The organism is Gulosibacter massiliensis (assembly GCF_900626105.1).
In the GTDB taxonomy this organism is placed as follows: domain Bacteria; phylum Actinomycetota; class Actinomycetes; order Actinomycetales; family Microbacteriaceae; genus Gulosibacter; species Gulosibacter sediminis.
In genome coordinates this window covers 1,252,227-1,267,806 of the sequence record NZ_UYZX01000001.1, presented here as the reverse complement: position 1 = coordinate 1,267,806, position 15,580 = coordinate 1,252,227, and the positions used below count along the sequence as shown (strand labels likewise).

At 66.7% G+C, this 15,580-nt stretch carries 13 protein-coding genes and 1 pseudogene; 7 read left to right on the top strand and 7 right to left on the bottom strand.

What is annotated here, in order from left to right:
* Positions 1 to 186: 186 nt before the first annotated feature.
* Positions 187 to 1,185: a PDDEXK family nuclease gene (locus tag EJL01_RS06145; protein WP_125106704.1), complete on the top strand. Its 999-nt coding sequence runs from the start codon at positions 187 to 189 to the stop codon at positions 1,183 to 1,185.
* Between the two features lie 729 nt (positions 1,186 to 1,914).
* Here EJL01_RS06145 and pheA read toward each other — a convergent pair.
* Complete coding sequence (gene pheA, locus EJL01_RS06140; RefSeq protein ID WP_125106703.1) at positions 1,915 to 2,847, bottom strand: prephenate dehydratase; 933 nt, start codon at positions 2,845 to 2,847, stop codon at positions 1,915 to 1,917.
* A gap of 41 nt (positions 2,848 to 2,888) precedes the next feature.
* Here pheA and pgm point away from each other — a divergent pair, with 41 nt between their 5' ends.
* Positions 2,889 to 4,514 carry a phosphoglucomutase (alpha-D-glucose-1,6-bisphosphate-dependent) gene (gene pgm / locus EJL01_RS06135; RefSeq protein WP_125106702.1) on the top strand — a complete coding sequence of 542 codons (1,626 nt, stop codon included), beginning with the start codon at positions 2,889 to 2,891 and terminating at the stop codon, positions 4,512 to 4,514.
* A 24-nt stretch (positions 4,515 to 4,538) separates the two neighbouring features.
* Here the strand turns inward: pgm and EJL01_RS06130 are convergent, their stop codons facing one another.
* On the bottom strand, positions 4,539 to 6,599 hold the full coding sequence (locus EJL01_RS06130; RefSeq protein ID WP_125106701.1) for a hypothetical protein: 2,061 nt from the start codon (positions 6,597 to 6,599) through the stop codon (positions 4,539 to 4,541).
* A gap of 204 nt (positions 6,600 to 6,803) precedes the next feature.
* Between EJL01_RS06130 and EJL01_RS06125 the strand changes: the two genes are divergently transcribed.
* From EJL01_RS06125 to EJL01_RS06115, 3 genes are read left to right on the top strand one after another with little or no spacing between them, the layout of a single operon-like run.
* Positions 6,804 to 8,486 (top strand): MDR family MFS transporter, encoded by a 1,683-nt coding sequence (locus EJL01_RS06125; protein WP_125106700.1) that lies wholly within the window; start codon positions 6,804 to 6,806, stop codon positions 8,484 to 8,486.
* Between the two features lie 45 nt (positions 8,487 to 8,531).
* A complete protein-coding gene (locus EJL01_RS06120) occupies positions 8,532 to 8,822 on the top strand; it encodes a GNAT family N-acetyltransferase (RefSeq protein WP_125106699.1) in 291 nt (96 codons plus the stop codon).
* Positions 8,823 to 8,857: 35 nt separating this feature from the next.
* Positions 8,858 to 9,475 carry a PepSY domain-containing protein gene (locus EJL01_RS06115; protein WP_125106698.1) on the top strand — a complete coding sequence of 206 codons (618 nt, stop codon included), beginning with the start codon at positions 8,858 to 8,860 and terminating at the stop codon, positions 9,473 to 9,475.
* Positions 9,476 to 9,500: 25 nt separating this feature from the next.
* Here EJL01_RS06115 and EJL01_RS06110 read toward each other — a convergent pair.
* Positions 9,501 to 9,740 (bottom strand): annotated as a pseudogene (locus tag EJL01_RS06110) (lipoate--protein ligase family protein); the annotation flags it as partial.
* A 128-nt stretch (positions 9,741 to 9,868) separates the two neighbouring features.
* Here EJL01_RS06110 and EJL01_RS06105 point away from each other — a divergent pair.
* Positions 9,869 to 10,708 carry a hypothetical protein gene (locus tag EJL01_RS06105; protein ID WP_125106697.1) on the top strand — a complete coding sequence of 280 codons (840 nt, stop codon included), beginning with the start codon at positions 9,869 to 9,871 and terminating at the stop codon, positions 10,706 to 10,708.
* A 5-nt stretch (positions 10,709 to 10,713) separates the two neighbouring features.
* Entirely contained in the window at positions 10,714 to 11,178 is a 465-nt protein-coding gene (locus EJL01_RS06100; RefSeq protein ID WP_125106696.1) for a hypothetical protein, read from the top strand.
* On the opposite strand, the gene EJL01_RS06095 is transcribed toward EJL01_RS06100, so the two are convergent.
* The 4 genes from EJL01_RS06095 to EJL01_RS06080 form a co-directional block, all read right to left on the bottom strand.
* A complete protein-coding gene (locus EJL01_RS06095) occupies positions 11,162 to 12,211 on the bottom strand; it encodes a lipoate-protein ligase LplAB (protein ID WP_125106695.1) in 1,050 nt (349 codons plus the stop codon). The two genes, EJL01_RS06100 and EJL01_RS06095, sit on opposite strands and share 17 nt — an antisense overlap.
* Before the next feature lie 32 nt (positions 12,212 to 12,243).
* Entirely contained in the window at positions 12,244 to 13,170 is a 927-nt protein-coding gene (locus tag EJL01_RS06090) for an alpha/beta fold hydrolase (RefSeq protein ID WP_125106694.1), read from the bottom strand.
* Positions 13,170 to 14,429: an ornithine--oxo-acid transaminase gene (rocD, locus tag EJL01_RS06085; RefSeq protein ID WP_125106693.1), complete on the bottom strand. Its 1,260-nt coding sequence runs from the start codon at positions 14,427 to 14,429 to the stop codon at positions 13,170 to 13,172. Before rocD ends, EJL01_RS06090 begins: the two co-directional genes overlap by 1 nt.
* A gap of 71 nt (positions 14,430 to 14,500) precedes the next feature.
* Positions 14,501 to 15,571, bottom strand: coding sequence for a 2,3-butanediol dehydrogenase (locus EJL01_RS06080; protein WP_125106692.1), 1,071 nt, complete (start codon positions 15,569 to 15,571; stop codon positions 14,501 to 14,503).
* Positions 15,572 to 15,580: the final 9 nt, after the last annotated feature.

Below are 15,580 nucleotides of genomic sequence, written 5' to 3'. Positions count from 1 at the left end.
GACAACTGGCCACCTCACAATCGCGCCACTCATCGCTCACCGCGCCACTCGCAACCCACGGGCGCAAGCCGAGGCAAGGTGCGAATGCGCGCATCCACGCCCCCGAGTTATCCACAGCCCAGAGTTGTCCACAGTTTGGGCGCCGCTCTCGGGCATGACGAAACGCTGCACGCTGTACTGCCGGTCATGAGACTCGAGTTCACTACCACCGATAGCTATGACGCCGCCGCGCGCGGGGCGCACATCCGTCGCCAGCACCGCAGCGGCCACGCCATCAAGGTCGGCCTTGGGGGCTACCTGCTCCTCGATGAATCTGAACTTGAGAACACCGTTGACCCGCTCGCGATCGCGGCGGCGCGCGCGATCGCGGTCGGCCGGGCGAATCCATCGAGTGTCGTCAGCGGCGAGGCCGCCGCTGTGCTCCACGACTTGCCACTACTGGAGAAGCACCTCGAACATCCGGTGCTCCTCACCCGGGCCTGGCACGGGCGCGCGAACGCCTGGCACCGAGTGCGCCGCGCCCCGTTGCGCGACGATGAGGTGGTCGAGCAGTTCGGCGTCCGGTGCACCAGCGTCGCGCGCACGATCACTGACCTCGCGGGTCGCGTCTCCCCGCCGCAACTGCTCGCGCTCGTTGATGCGGCCACCCGGCGCGATCCCGGCTTCACACTCGATCCGCGCGTACCGCAGCATCGACATCGTCTCGTTTGGGTCGCGGCCCACGCCTCGGGGCGCTCAGAGAGCATTGGCGAGTCGATCAGCCGCGGGCTGTTGCTTGCGCGCGGCGTCGAATTTCCGCACGTGCAGGCGACGATCACGAACGAGCAGGGGAAGTTCATCGCGCGAGTCGACTTCGCGCATCCGGCCGGCGTCATCGGCGAGTTCGACGGCAAGGTGAAGTACGGCGCTCTCGTTCCCGTTGGGAAGACTGCTGCAGATGTCGTGATGGAAGAAAAGCGGCGCGAAAATAAGCTCCGTGCGCTCGGATGGACGATCGTGCGGTGGGACTGGTCGCTGCTGCACCAGCCCGACGAGCTGACGCGCCAAGTACGCGAGGCGATCGAGCGCGCATCCGCACTGCCGGCGCCCCGTGGGGGCGTGCACCAGCGGGCGGTCAGCCCCGACCAACCTCGCGATTGGGAGACGCTACTCGGGCTGAACGCATCGGCCCCGGCCGCGTTCTGAGCCAGTCGCGCGACCAGCGACCAGCGGCGCTGTCGACGGCAAGAGGCGCTGACAGGAGCACGCCACTTGTACGCCAACGCGCCACTAAGCGCGGCAGCCAACGACGAGCCGCGCAGAAGTGGCGCGACCAGCGACAAGTGACGCTGTCATCATCGCACCACTTTCACGCAGACGCGCCACCAACGGCACACCGAACGACAAACAGTGCGGATGCGGCGCCACCAACGACAAGGAGCGCTGTGAGCGGCCATAGGCGCGACCAGCGATTAGAGGCCCGTCCGGTACGCGCCACTCGTACGTCAGCGCGCCACTATGCACGGCAGCCAACAACAAACAGCACGGAAGCGGCGCCAGCCGCGACAAGCGGCGCCAGCCGCGACAAGAGGCGCCGTGAGCGACAAGAGGCGCCACGAGCGACAAGGGGCGCTGTCAGCACCAAAAGGCGCCGTCAGGAACGCGCCACTTGTACGCCAACGCGCCACCCAACGACAGCGCCAAAGACGAGCAGCGCGGAAGTGGCGCGACCAGCGACAAGGGGCGCTGTCAGGATCGCGCCCTTTGTACGGCAGCGCGCCACTAAGCGCGGCAGCTAACGACAAACAGCACGGAAGCGGCGCGACCCGCGACAAGGGGCGCCGTGAGCGATAAGGGGCGCCGTGAGCGATAAGGGGCGCTGTCAAGATCGCGCCACTTGTACGTCAGCGCGCCACTAAGCGGCGCCGCGGCGCGCTAGCGGGCGCTGTCGAGCGTGTCGAACCAGCGCTGCGCTTCGGCGTAGTTCGCGTCGCTCGCGGCCGGGTCTTCGTCGACGCTCGACGCGGCCGCGCGCGGGTACGAGCCGAGGAACTTGACCGACGGGCTGTAACGGCGCAGGCCGAGCAGCGCATCCGCCACCCGCGCGTCGTGGAGGTGTCCGTCGAGGTCGACAACGAAGCGGTAGCGGCCCGGCTGCTCGGGAATCGGCCGCGAGGTGATCATCGAAAGGTTGATGCCGCGGGTCGCGAACTGCTCGAGCATCGTCATGAGCCCGCCCGGGCGTTCCTCGGGCAACTCGACGATGAGTGAAGTCTTGTCGCGGCCGGTGCGCGCCGGCACGTCCGTGCGCGTCGTCACGAGCGCGAACCGGGTGCGGGCCTGCGCGTTGTCTTGGATGTCGTCGGCGAGCACCTCGAGATCGAAGCGCTCGCGGATGTTCACCGGCGTCACCGCGGCGTCGATGAGGTCGGGGCGGTCGAGCAGCACCTCGGCGCTCGCGATATTGCTCGAGGCGGCGACATGGCCGTGCCCCGGCAGGGTGCGGTGCAGCCAGCGGCGGCACTGGCCGTAGGCGACCGGATGCGCGGCGACGGTGTGGACGTCGTCGAGCGTCACGCCCGGGCGCACGGCGAGCGAGAAGCGCACCGGCACGACGTACTCGCCCACAATACGCAGACCTTCCATCGTCGCGAGGGCATCCTGCGACGCCGTCACGCCGCCCTCGATCGAGTTCTCAATGGCGATCATCGCGGCAAACGAGGTGCCCGTCTGCACATCCATGAGTGCCTCGAGCACATTGGCCACGGGCTTCCACACCTTGCCTTCGGCCTCGGGGGCGAGGCGGAGCGCCATCTCGGTGAAGGTGCCCGCCGGCCCCAGGTACGAAATGGTGTCGGATGCGCTCATATGTCGAGCCTATTGCAACCAAATACTGTCAGGATGAACCCATGCATGAACGAGCCGGCACAGTTGCACTTCCCGAAGACCTCATCGACGTTGATGACCTCATCGGCGCCTACTACCGCAATGTTCCGAACGTCGACGAACCGACGCAGCGCGTCGCCTTCGGCACCTCGGGGCACCGCGGCTCGAGCCTGACGTCGTCGTTCAACGAGACGCACATCCTCGCCATCACGCAGGCGATCGTCGAGTATCGCACCGAGCAGGGCGTCACCGGGCCCCTCTTCATCGGCCGCGACACACACGCGCTGAGCGCGCCAGCCGAAGAGACGGCACTCGACGTGCTCGCGGCGCACGGCGTCAACGTGCTCGCCGACTCGAATAACTCGTGGGTGCCGACCCCGTCGCTCTCACGCGCGATCGTGGCGTACAACGCCGACCCGGCCCACGCATCCGCCCAGGCCGACGGCATCATCATCACCCCGAGCCACAACCCGCCGCAGGACGGCGGCTTCAAGTACAACCCGCCCCACGGCGGCCCCGCCGACACCGACGCGACAAAGTGGATCGAAAACCGCGCGAACGACCTCATCGCGGGCGGCAACGAGGGCGTCGAGCGCACGAACTCCGACGGCAAGATCGGCCGCTACGACTTCCGCACCGAGTACGTGAACGACCTCGCGAAGGTGATCGACTTCGAGGCGATCCAGCGCGCGGGCGTGCGCATCGGCGCCGATCCGCTCGGCGGCTCGAGCGTCGAGTACTGGCAGGCGATCGCCGACACCTACGGCATTGACCTCACCGTCGTGAACCCGAACGTCGACCCGCGCTGGCCGTTCATGACGCTCGACTGGGACGGCAAGATCCGCATGGATCCCTCGAGCCCCTCGGCGATGGCCTCGGTGCTCGCGCACCGCCAGGACTACGACATCCTTACCGGCAACGACGCCGACGCCGACCGTCACGGCATCGTCACCCCGGCGCACGGCCTCATGAACCCGAACCACTACCTCGCAGTGGCGATCGACTACCTCGCGACGCACCGCCCCGGCTGGTCGGCGGATGCGGGCATCGGCAAGACGCTCGTGTCGAGTTCGATGATCGACCGCGTCGTCGCGAGCCTCGGCCGCAAGCTCGACGAGGTGCCGGTGGGCTTCAAGTGGTTCGTGCCCGGCCTGAGCGACGGCAGCGTCGTGTTTGGCGGCGAGGAGTCGGCGGGCGCGTCGTTCCTCACCTTCGAAGGTACGACGTGGACGACCGACAAGGACGGCATCCTGCTCGCCCTGCTCGCGGCCGAGATCATCGCCGTGACGGGCCGTTCGCCCTCGCACTACTACCAAGACCTGGTCGCGAAGTTTGGCGACCCTGCCTACCAGCGAGTGGATGCGCCGGCCACGCCCGCGCAGAAGGCAAAGCTCAAGGCACTCTCGGGCGACGCGGTAACCGCAACCGAGCTCGCGGGCGAGCCGATCGTCGCCCGCCTCACTGAGGCACCCGGCAACGGCGCGGCCATCGGCGGCCTCAAGGTCGTCACCGAGAACGCCTGGTTCGCGGCTCGCCCGAGCGGCACCGAGGACGTCTACAAGATCTACGCCGAGTCGTTCAAGGGCCCGGAGCACCTCGCACAGGTGCAGGCTGAGGCGAAGCAGATCGTCGACGCGGCGATGCAGTAGCGCCGAGGGCGCCGGTGGGCGGAACTAGCCGACCGGCGCCACCTCGGGCTGCGGCTCGGCGGCCATGTCGCCGTTGATCGTGATGCCGGCGGAGTACTCCATCGAGAAGCCGTCGCCGTCACCGTTGTCGCAGTTCACACCGGTCGAGTAGTTGATCGAGCAGGTGTACGGGCCCGCGGTGATCGGGGTGTCGTAGGCGAGCGCCTGGCCGCCGCCGAAGCCGCTGGTCAGGCACGGGTAGGTCGCGCCGTCGGTCGTGACGCCAGCGGATGCACCGGCGTAGAGGCCGTTCTGGCACATCTCGGCGGGGGCGGCGAAGTTCGTCGCAGTGAGCTGGCAGGCGACACCGGTCTCCTGCGTGATCTGGCAGCGAATGTTGCCCGAGCCCGACTGGAACGTAACCGGATCGAACGGCTCTTGCGTCGGCTCGGCCGTCTGGGTTTCGGTTTCGGTCGGTCCGCCGTCGCCGAGGTTGCCCCCGACGGTCGGCGCGGTCGACTCGGTGCCGGCCGAGGTCTGTGACTGCTCTCCCTCGGCCGCCGGGTCACTCTGACCGCTGCCGAAGAGTGCACTAATGCCGAAAGCGCCGATGATGAGCACAACGGCCGCAGCCGCAGCGATGAGGATCGTCATGACGCCTTTGCGGCGACGCTGCACTTCCTGCGGGGTGTACTTCGGGTCGCCGTTCTTGGGGCCCCGCGGACCGGAACCGCCTGGGCCGGTCGGGCCGCCTGGGCCACCAGTGCCACCGCCCACGTTGATGGCCGTGCCTGCGCCGACCGCGGTTGCGCTTTCGGCTGCTCGGCGTTCGGATGCGCGCCAGTCGCGTGTCGACGCCGGCGAGGCCTGCTGGTTACGCTCGGACTGCTGCTCGGAGTCGTCGAACTCCGACATGAGGCTGTCGAAGTTGAGTTCGCGGTCCTGCGGGTCCTGCGGCTGCGAGGAGGACTGCTGCTGTGGCGGCTGTGGCTGCGCCCAGCCCTGCTGCTGGTTTTGTTGCGCGAGTGGCGGCAGCGTCGGCATCGAGGAGCCGGCCGCGGCCTGCTGCTGCACCGCTTGTTCGGCCTGTTCTTGTTCGGCCTGAGCCTGCTCGGCTCGTGCGCGGTCTGCCTGCTCACGTTCGGCGGCGGCCTGCGCTTCGGCCTGCGCCCGCTGAGCTTGCTCCGCCTGCGCGCGCTCGGTGGGCGCATCCGTGAAGAACGCGTTCGCGCGCTCCTGCTGTTCGCGCTGCTGCGGGTCGACCTCGGCTTGCGGCAGGGGCGCAAAGGCCGACTCGGCCCGGCTCTCTGCCTGCGTCGGGGCCGGCGCTGGGGCCTGCTGCGATGACTGCGCCTGCTGGGGCGCCGGGAACTGCGGCAGCTCCTGCTGCCCGGCGTCCTGCTGCACGTCGCCCTGCACATCGTCCTGCACGTACTTCGGCGAGGAGATCGGGTGGTCGGCGGGGTCGTCGGGCAGACCCTCGATGAGCTGCGTGAAGGTCGCCTCGTCGGCGACGCGCCGGCGGTCCGGGTCTACCTGCCAGGTCTCGGCGGTGCGGGCGCGCTCTTCCTGCTCACGCGCATCCTCGTGCTGGCTGGCGGCGCTTTGCTCGACCGTCTCATGAGCGCTCAGCGCGTGCTGGATGTCGTCGAGCGACATCTGGCGCGTCTTCGGCTCGATGGGCTCGCCCGACTCCTCGAACGGCGAGGCCGCAGGCGCCGACTGCTGGGGTGCGGCGGTCTCGGGTGGAGCCGATGGCTGCGAGGTCTCCTCAGCGACGTGCCGCGGGAACATCGGCGGCACCTGCCCGGTGTCGCCTGCCGCGACATCTTCGACCGGCCCGGTCTCGTAGACGTTCGGGTTGAAGCGACGCCGCGAGCGCCGCGACCGCAACTCTTCGGGCGCCGCGGGCTGCGCGGGCGCATCCTGCGATTGCTGCGCGCTCGACTTCGGCACGAACTGGCTAAAGAAGTCATCGTCTTCGCCGAACCCTGCGTCGGCCGAGCCGACCGCGAACGGGTCTGGCGATCCGCCGCCCGGTCGGTGCATCACTGAATTGCGCTCGGCCGCGTCGCCGGCTTGCGCCGACTCCTGCGTGGTCGCCAATCGGCTGCCACACTCGCCGCAAAAACGCTGGCCCGCGACGATGGTGGCCCCACACACGGGACAGGTCTTGTTGCTCATCATGCCTCCTGCCGCCAATTTACCGCGACCGATGGCAGAACCTCGGCAATGTAGTACGGGCGGCGTACAATTCATCAGCTAACGACAATACGGTGCACGGTGCGGCGCGCGAGGGGAAATTTCTGCATGGCGAAGAACCGAGCCCACCAGCCAGTCACCTCGCAGATCCTCACCAAGCGCAGCATCCACCTCGTCCTCCTCAGCATCATCGTGTCGATGTTCTTGTCGGCGCTGAACCAGACCGTCGTCGGCACCGCGATGCGCACGATCGCCGACGAACTCGGCGGCCTGTCGCTGCAGGCGTGGGTGACCACCGCGTTCCTCATCGCTTCGACGGTGAGCACGCCGATCTACGGCAAGCTTTCGGATGTGCTGGGTCGCCGACCGCTCATGCTCACGGCCATCGTGATCTTTGCGCTCGGCTCAGTGCTGTCGACGTTCTCGCAAGACATGATTCAGCTCGCCGCCTTCCGCGCGGTGCAGGGGCTCGGCGCCGGTGGCCTCATGTCCTTGCCGCTCGCGATCCTCGCCGACATGTTCGCGCCGAAGGATCGCGCCCGCTATCAGGGCCTGTTCATGGCGGCGTTCGGCGTCGCCTCGGTCGCCGGCCCGCTCATCGGAGGCCTGTTCGCGGGCATGGACGAGTTGCTCTGGATCTCGGGCTGGCGCTGGGTGTTCCTCATCAACGTGCCGCTCATCGCGATCGCGTTCGTGCTCGTCTCGCGGTTCCTCCACCTGCCCCGCAAGCGGGCGCAGCCGCGCATCGACTTCGGCGGCGCCGCGCTCGTCACGCTCATCGTCGTGCCACTCATTCTCGTCGCCGAGCAGGGCGCGTACTGGGGCTGGACCTCGGCGCCGGCGGTCGTTTGCTATGTCGTCATCGTCGCGGCGTTCGTCGGCTTCATCTTCACCGAGCGCTACATGGGCCGCGACGCGCTGATTCCGCTGCGACTGTTCTCGTCGCGCGCCTTCACGATCGCGGTGCTGCTCAGCGTGCTCGTCGGCTTCGCGATGTTCAGCGTCATGACAACGCTGCCGCTCTACATTCAGGTCATCATGGAGCTCGAGCCGACCGCCGCGGGCCTCGCGCAGCTGCCGCTCATCGGCGCGCAGCTCATCACGTCCTCGGTCATCGGCTTCGTCTATGCGAGACTCGGGCGCGCGAAGTGGATCGTCGTGCTCTGCCTCACGCTACTCACCGTCGCCTTCGCGATTCTCGTCACGCTGCGCTACGACGACCCACTCTGGAAGCTCTACCTGCCGATGGTGCTCTTCGGCGCCGCGCTCGGCGGGCTGCTGCAGGGCCTCACCCTCGTGCTGCAGAACTCGGTCGACGCGACCGAGATGGGTGTCGCGACCAGCGCATCCTCGTTCTTCCGCTCGATTGGCGGCACGCTCGGCACCGGCATCACCTTCTCGCTGCTGTTCGGTACGCTGACGCAGACGATTCCGGCGGCGCTCGATGCACCCGCCCACTCGGGCCCGGTCGCCGACGCCCTCGCCGAACAGGCAAAGTCGCCCGACGCCGCGAACGAGCGCATCGTCGAGCTACTCAACGGCCCGAGCAATCAGGCGGCCGCCGCGATGAACGGCGACACGAGCTTCCTCACCGGCGCCGATGAGCGCCTCGCCGCGCCGTTCATGGACGCGTTCAACAACTCACTCGTCTACGGCTACTGGCTCGGGCTTGGCATGCTCGTCATCGCACTGCTGCTCTCGTTCGTGCTGCCAAACCAGCCGTTCCGCACGGCGTCGGCACTGCAAGAGATGCAGCAGCGCGGCGACCTGCGCAGCAACGCGACGACCTAGTCAGCGGCACAGCGCGCCCTCGGCTTCGCTCGGTAGCGTGAGGCCATGTCTGATGCTTACACCGTGACGCACGAGCCCGACAACGAGCGCTACGCCCTCTACCTCGATGATGAGGTCGCCGGTTTCGCGCACTACACCGAGACCGAACACGAGCTCGTCTTCGACCACACCGTGGTCGACCCCGTCCATCGCGGCACGGGTGTCGCGTCGAAGCTCGTGAAGTCGGCGCTCGACGACGTGCGCGACAACAGCACGAAGCGCGTCGTGCCCGCGTGCAGCTACGTGCAGGCATGGATCGCGCGGCACGAAGATTACAGCGCTCTCACACAGCGCTAACCTTCGGCCAATGCCCCGTGCATAGCGTGGGGGGCATGAACAAGAACACCACCCGCATCGCACTGTCCCTCGTCGCCACCCCGGTGCTGCTCGGCACCCTGGCCGCGTGCTCGAGCGGCGGCGACGCAACGAGCGCGGATGCGCCCGAGGTGGCGGACTCGCAGGCTCCGGACGAGACGCAGGCGCCCGCCGAGACCGCGGCGCCCGAGTCGAGCGCCGCGCCGAGCGACGACAGCTCGCAGGGCCAGGCCGCGTCGGGCGTCGACTACACGGCCGCGATCACGGCGGCCCAGGATGAAGTGGGTTCCGGCAGCTTCGCGGTTTCACTTGATCTCGACGATGACGGCGACGACCGCTTCGACATCGAGGTCGCACTTGACGGCGTGGTCTACGAGGTCGAGGTGTCGGCCGACGGCACCGCGCGGATCGAAGAGCAGGATGACGACGAGCTCAGCCGTCTCGATGAGGTGAACGTGTCGATGGAGCAGGCGATCGCCCTCGCGCAGGAGCACCAGTCGGGTGTCGTTGACAGCATCGACCTCGACAGCGACGACGGCAGCCTGCACTGGGATGTCGACTTCGATGACGACGACGGCAACGAGCAGCCTGACCTCGAGATCGACGCCGCGACCGGCGACATCCGCGAGGACTAGCGCATCGGGGAGGTGTGGCGGGCCGCTACGGCACGCGGTTGAGCCACTCGGGCGTCGAGAACTTCGACGCCACGAGTTCCTCGGCGCGGCCGAGCTCCTCCGGCGTGATGTCTGCGGGGGTGCCGCCATGTAGGGCCACGAAGGTGTCGCGCAGGTGCCCGATGATCTCGGCCCGGGGCATCCCGGTCTGCGACTTCAGCGGCGAGACCCGCTTCTTCGCCGACTTCGTGCCCTTGTCGCTCATCTTCTCGCGGCCGATCCGCAGCCTGTAGGACGATCGACCGTCAGCGCCTTTACCAATTATTCACTTGCGCAATCATCGGAGTCATCAGAAACTCTCAAGAGAAAAGGAGAAACGCACTCATCCCTTTCGTCAAATCTTAGGAGGCAACATTGGTTGCACGTTACATCGTCGGGGCCGTTTCCGTACTAACGTTGACTGGCACATTTTATCTAACCCCAACCATGTCCAATACTGAGCCCTCTGAGGATATTTCAGTCACATTTGGCGCTATTGAAGGTGCATCCTTCATTGAAATATATGATTCAATAATGTCCGGCAACGAGCCTGAAATCGTCGCCGAATATTTTAGTGAACTTTCCGAGTCGGAGTCAATTCCAGAAATTCTAGGACTCGACCATCTTACGGATTCAGAACGTGTTGAAGTTCTTGAAAGTGCAGAATCTAGCGCCTCGTCCGACTCCCCACTGACTCTTGACGCTCAGAACCTAGTTGAATCAGCCGAAGAGCCGTCAACACAGCCGATGAGTTTCACATCCGCGCCTGTTCGTGGAACAGCGACAAACAACCGCTTCACATGGACACTGTCGGCCCGCTATAACTGGACCACATGCACGCTGGTTATTTGCACGACCTCATCCTGGGTCGATTTCAGAATAACGACGAATCCCGGCCGAACTGGCAGCTACACTGCAGTAAACTTCACTCGTGGAGGCAAAGGGGAAGTGCAGAGTGGATCAATGACGAGTACCATTTATGCGTCAGGTTCAAAGATTGACACAAACACAAACTCCTGGACGTTTAGCACGAGCGGAAAGCAATGGAACACACCTCACTCATCCACCACTGGAAAAACGTATCAAGCGTACTACCTGATTAAGTGGCGGACACCGAATGGCAGCACCGGTACAACAGAGTGGAAGACGGGAAAGTCTGCTTCTTGTAAGGCTCCCACTTCAACTGCCGCATTCCGATGCTTGTTCCCTGCCTGATCAACATGAGCGGTCATATCGAATGGGGCATTCCCGACCACGAGGGCAGCACTGAACAGGAACTCGTCGACCTCGTGGCCACCGGCGACGAATCGACGCTCTTTCACCTGGCGGGTGAAGAGCGGCTTCCACCCTCGATCTACGTCGCATTGTTCGATACGGGCAATGCGGGAGTGCTCGGCAACCTCGCAACCGGCGCCGACGTGCCGAGGTCGGTGATCGAGGGCATCGTTGCACGCGGAGGAGCAGCGGGCGAGCTCGCCCGGGTCAACGACAATGCGAGCCCCGAGACCAAGGACACTGCGTCAATAGGCGAACTCAGCTATCGCTCACTGCACCTGTATCTCGAGGAGCGCGGGGCGACCGAGGCACAGAGGAAGCACGTGCTTGATGCCTTCGAGGCAACTGGTCCGGGCCCCGGCGGCCCACTGCTCGGGGAGGTGTGGCGGGCCGCTACGGCACGCGGTTGAGCCACTCGGGCGTCGAGAACTTCGACGCCACGAGCTCCTCGGCGCGGGCGAGTTCCTCCGGCGTGATCTCGCCGGGGGTGCCGCCGTGCCGGGCCACGAAGGTGTCGCGCAGGTGCTCGATGATCTCGGCCCGGGGCATCCCTGTCTGCGACTTCAGCGGGGAGACCCGCTTCTTCGCCGACTTCGTGCCCTTGTCGCTCATCTTCTCGCGACCGATGCGCAGCACCTGCACCATCTTCTCGGCGTCGATGTCATACGATAGCGTCGCGTGGTGGAGCACGGCACCCGAGCTGAGTCGCTTCTGCGCAGCGCCGCCGATCTTGCCCTGCGGCGACGCGATGTCGTTGAGCGGCTCGTAGCTCGCCTCGATGCCGATGCTCGTGAGTGCCTCGAGCACCCACTCATCGAGGAAGCTGTAGGACTCGGTAAAGCTCATGCCCGCGACCAGCTCGGCCGGAACGTAGAGCGAGTACGTCACGATCGACCCGGCCTCCATGAACATCGCCCCGCCGCCCGAGATGCGGCGAACGACCTGCACGCCGTACTTCTCCGCGTTCTCGAGGTCGACCTCGTTCTTCACCGACTGGAACGAACCAAGCACGACGGCCGACTCGTCCCACTCCCAGAACCGCAGCGTCGGCGGGCGGTGGCCAGCGCCGACCTCCTCGGTGAGCACCTGATCAAGCGCGACCTGCGTCATCGGCGAGAGCGGGCCGTGCTGAATGACCTGCCAGTCATACTCGCGCCAGTCGCGCGCGCCGAGAATCGCGCGGCGCACGGCCACGGCCACGGCCTCGGGCGAGAAGCCGAGCAGCACCGAATCCGCGGGCAGTGCGTCGCGCACCGCGCGCGCGATGTCCTCGCTCGTGCTCTCGAGCGACAGCCCGTTGAGCGCCGCGTTCACCAGTTCGAGCGCCTCGTCGGGCTCGAGGAAGAAGTCGCCGGCGAGGCGCACGTTCGCGAGTGCGCCGCCCTCGGCGTCGAAGTCGATGACGACAAGCTTGCCGCCGGGAACCTTGTATTCGCCGTGCACGAGTGCCGGCCTCCGATCTTCGGTCGTGTGCGTTAGCGCCCGAGTTCGCTCGGCGCGCGAAGGTGCCAGTCGAGCCACTCGATCAGGTCGGTCGTGGCGTCGGCTCGGTTGAGTTCGTTGAAGACTTCGTGGCGGGCGCCGTCGTAGATGCGCAGCGTGACGTCGTGCATGCGCGACAGGTGGCGGTAGCACCAGGCGAGTGCCCGGGCACCGCGCCCGCGGTTCGAGACCTCGTCTTCGCTGCCGCCGAGGATGTACATCGGCACGCGCGCGGCCCGGCCCATGAGCAGCGGCCGCGGCACCGAGAAGGCGCCGAGCACGGCCGGCATGTCGAGCATGTCGGACTGGCCGATGTCGAAGCCGTAGCGGTCGTCGATCATCCACTTGATCTCGGCCTTGTCGCGCGTGAGCCAGCTCATGCCGTGCCCGTCGCCGTCCCACGGCTCGTTGAAGTTGCCGGTGTTCGCGATGCCCGGGATGAGCAGGGTCGTGCCCGACCAGACGACGGCATCGAAGATGGTCGGGTTGGTGGCGAGTATCTGCTGCCCCATGAGCGAACCCCACGAGTGCCCGAACTCGACGAACGGGATGCCCGGGTAGAGCTCCTTGCCCCACTCGATGACGCGACGCACGACGCGAATCGAGTCACGCATCCCGTGCACGCCCATGACACCGATGCCCTTGTTGTTCACGCCCGTGCGGCCGTGGCCGATGTGGTCGTTCGCGATGACGGCGTAGCCCGCAGCGGTGAGGTCGTTCGCGAGGCGCTGGTAGCGGCGCGCGTGCTCGCCCGCGCCGTGCGAGATGTGGATGAGCGCGACCGGTTCTCTCTCGGGGCGCCACTCGTAGATGTGCACGGAGACGCCGTTCACGTCGAGCAGGTGCTCGCGGTAATCGACCTCGAACCCGTCGTTCGTCGTGTCGATGCCGGGTGTGTAGAAGCGGTCGGCGACGCCCATCAGCCCTCGACCCCTGCCTGCGCTGCCTCCCAGCGCGCGTTGATTACGGCGGTGAACTCGCGCACGAGCAGCGCGATCTCGTCGTGGTTCGCGATAATCGGCGGCGCGAGGCGCACCGTGATGCCGTGCGTGTCTTTCGCGAGGATGCCGTGGTCGAGCAGGTCGAGGCAGACGTCGTGCGCGCTGCCGATGGCCGGGTCGATGTCGACACCGGCCCAGAGGCCCGCGCCCCGCACCGCGGTGACGCCGCGGCCGATGAGCGACTCAAGCGCGTCGAAGAGCACCGGGTGGAGCTCCTGGTTGCTGCGCTGCCAGGTGCCGCTCGCGAGTTCGTCGACGACGGCCTGACCGACGGCAGCGGCCATCGGGTTGCCGCCAAAGGTCGAGCCGTGCGCGCCGGGCGTGAGCACGCCGAGCACGTCTTCGTTGCCGATGACGGCCGACACCGGCAGGATGCCGCCGCCGAGCGCCTTCGCGACCGTGATGAGGTCGGGTTCGACGCCCTCGGCCTGGAAGCGGAAGGTGGTGCCGGTGCGGCCGAGGCCCGTCTGCACCTCGTCGAAGATGAGCAGCACGCCCCGTTCGCTCGTGATGCGGCGCACCTCGGCGAGGTACCCCTCGTCGGGCAGCAGGATGCCGGCCTCGCCCAGGATGGGCTCGAGGATGACCGCGACGGTGTCGTCATCGATCGCCCGCTCGATCGCGGCCGCGTCGTTGAACGGCACGAGCTCGAAGCCGGGCGTGTAGGGGCCGTAGTCGGCGCGGGCCACCGGGTCGTCGCTGAGCGAAACCATCGCCATGGTGCGGCCGTGGAAGTTGTTCTGCATGCCGATCACCTTTTGGCGGCCGTTCTCGATGCCTTTGACCTTGACGCCCCACTTGCGGGCGACCTTGATCGCGGTCTCGTTCGCCTCGGCGCCGGTGTTCATGATGAGCACCTGGTCTTTGCCCGCGAGCTTCGCGAGCCCTTCGGCGAAGTCGCCGAGGCCCTCAACGAATACCGCGCGCGATGCGAGCGAGATCGTGGCCATCTGGTCGCGGGCCGCCGCAACGAATTTCGGGTAGGCGTGGCCGAACGTCGTCGCCGAGAACGCCGAGAGGCAGTCGAGGTAGCGCTTGCCATCGACGTCGGTGACCCAGGAACCCTCGCCCGACGCGAGCACAATCGGCAGCGGCGCGTAGTTGTTCGCCGTGAAGTGCTCGACCTTGCTTACTTCCTGCAGCTCGCGTTCGCTGAGTCTGGCCCGCTCATCTGTCATGCGTGCAAGCCTAGCGCGCTCGCGCCGGGCGCCCCGTGAACTCGGGGCACCCGGCGCGAGGCAGGACCTGGCTAGTTGCCGTCCTTCGAAACGAGGATCTTCACGGCCGTTTCGTTGTGGTTGATGAGGGTGTCGAAGCCCTTCTCAACCAGGTCGTCGAGCGCGATCTTGCCGGTGATGAAGGGCTTGAGGTTGACCTTGCCCTCCTCGACGAGCTTGATCGTGTCGGGGTGGTTGTTTACGTAGGCGATCGAACCGCGCATGTCGATCTCCTTCATGACGAGCTTGTGCATGTCGAAGTCGGCCTTGTGGCCCCAGATCGAGACGATGAGCAGCACTCCGGTCGGGCGCAGCGCGTCCATCAGGGTGTCGAGCACGACCTGCACGCTCGTGGCCTCGAACGCGACATCCGCACCCTTGCCACCGGTGCGCTTGCGAATCTCCTCGGGCACGTCGACCTCGCGCGGGTCGAACGCCTCGTCGACAACGCCCGCTTCGAGCGCCTTCTGGCGGCGCAGCTCGCTGAGCTCTGAGACATAGACGGTGACGCCGATCGCCTTGAGCACGGTCGCGGTGAGCAGGCCGATGGGGCCCGCGCCGCCGACGAGGGCGGTCTGGCCGGCGACGGCACCCGAGCGGTCGACCGCGTGCTTCGCGACCGAAAGCGGCTCGATGAGCGCGGCCTCGTCGAGGGGGATGTCCTTCGAGATCTTGTGCACCCAGCGCTCGCGCACCACGATCTTCTCGGCGAGGCCTCCGCCGCGCCCGGCGAGTCCGATGAAGTTCATGTTCGGCGAGAGGTGATAGTCGCGGCTGCTCGGGCCGGTGTCGACGTCGTCGGCGATGATGTACGGCTCGACCACCACGTGGTCGCCGACCTCGACGCTCGTGACGCCCTCGCCAACCTCGTAGACGACGCCCGACATTTCGTGACCGAGCGTGATGGGTGATGCCTCACCAGAAATAGGGTGCGGGTGACCCTGCGGCGGGCAGAAAATGGGGCCGTCTAGGTACTCGTGCAGGTCGGTGCCGCAGATGCCGCAGTAGGCGACGTCGATGCCGACCGTGCCCGGTTCGACCGTAGGTTCCTCAATGTCTTCGATGCGAATGTCGTGGTTACCGTAGTAACGAGCTGCCTTCATTTCACCCTC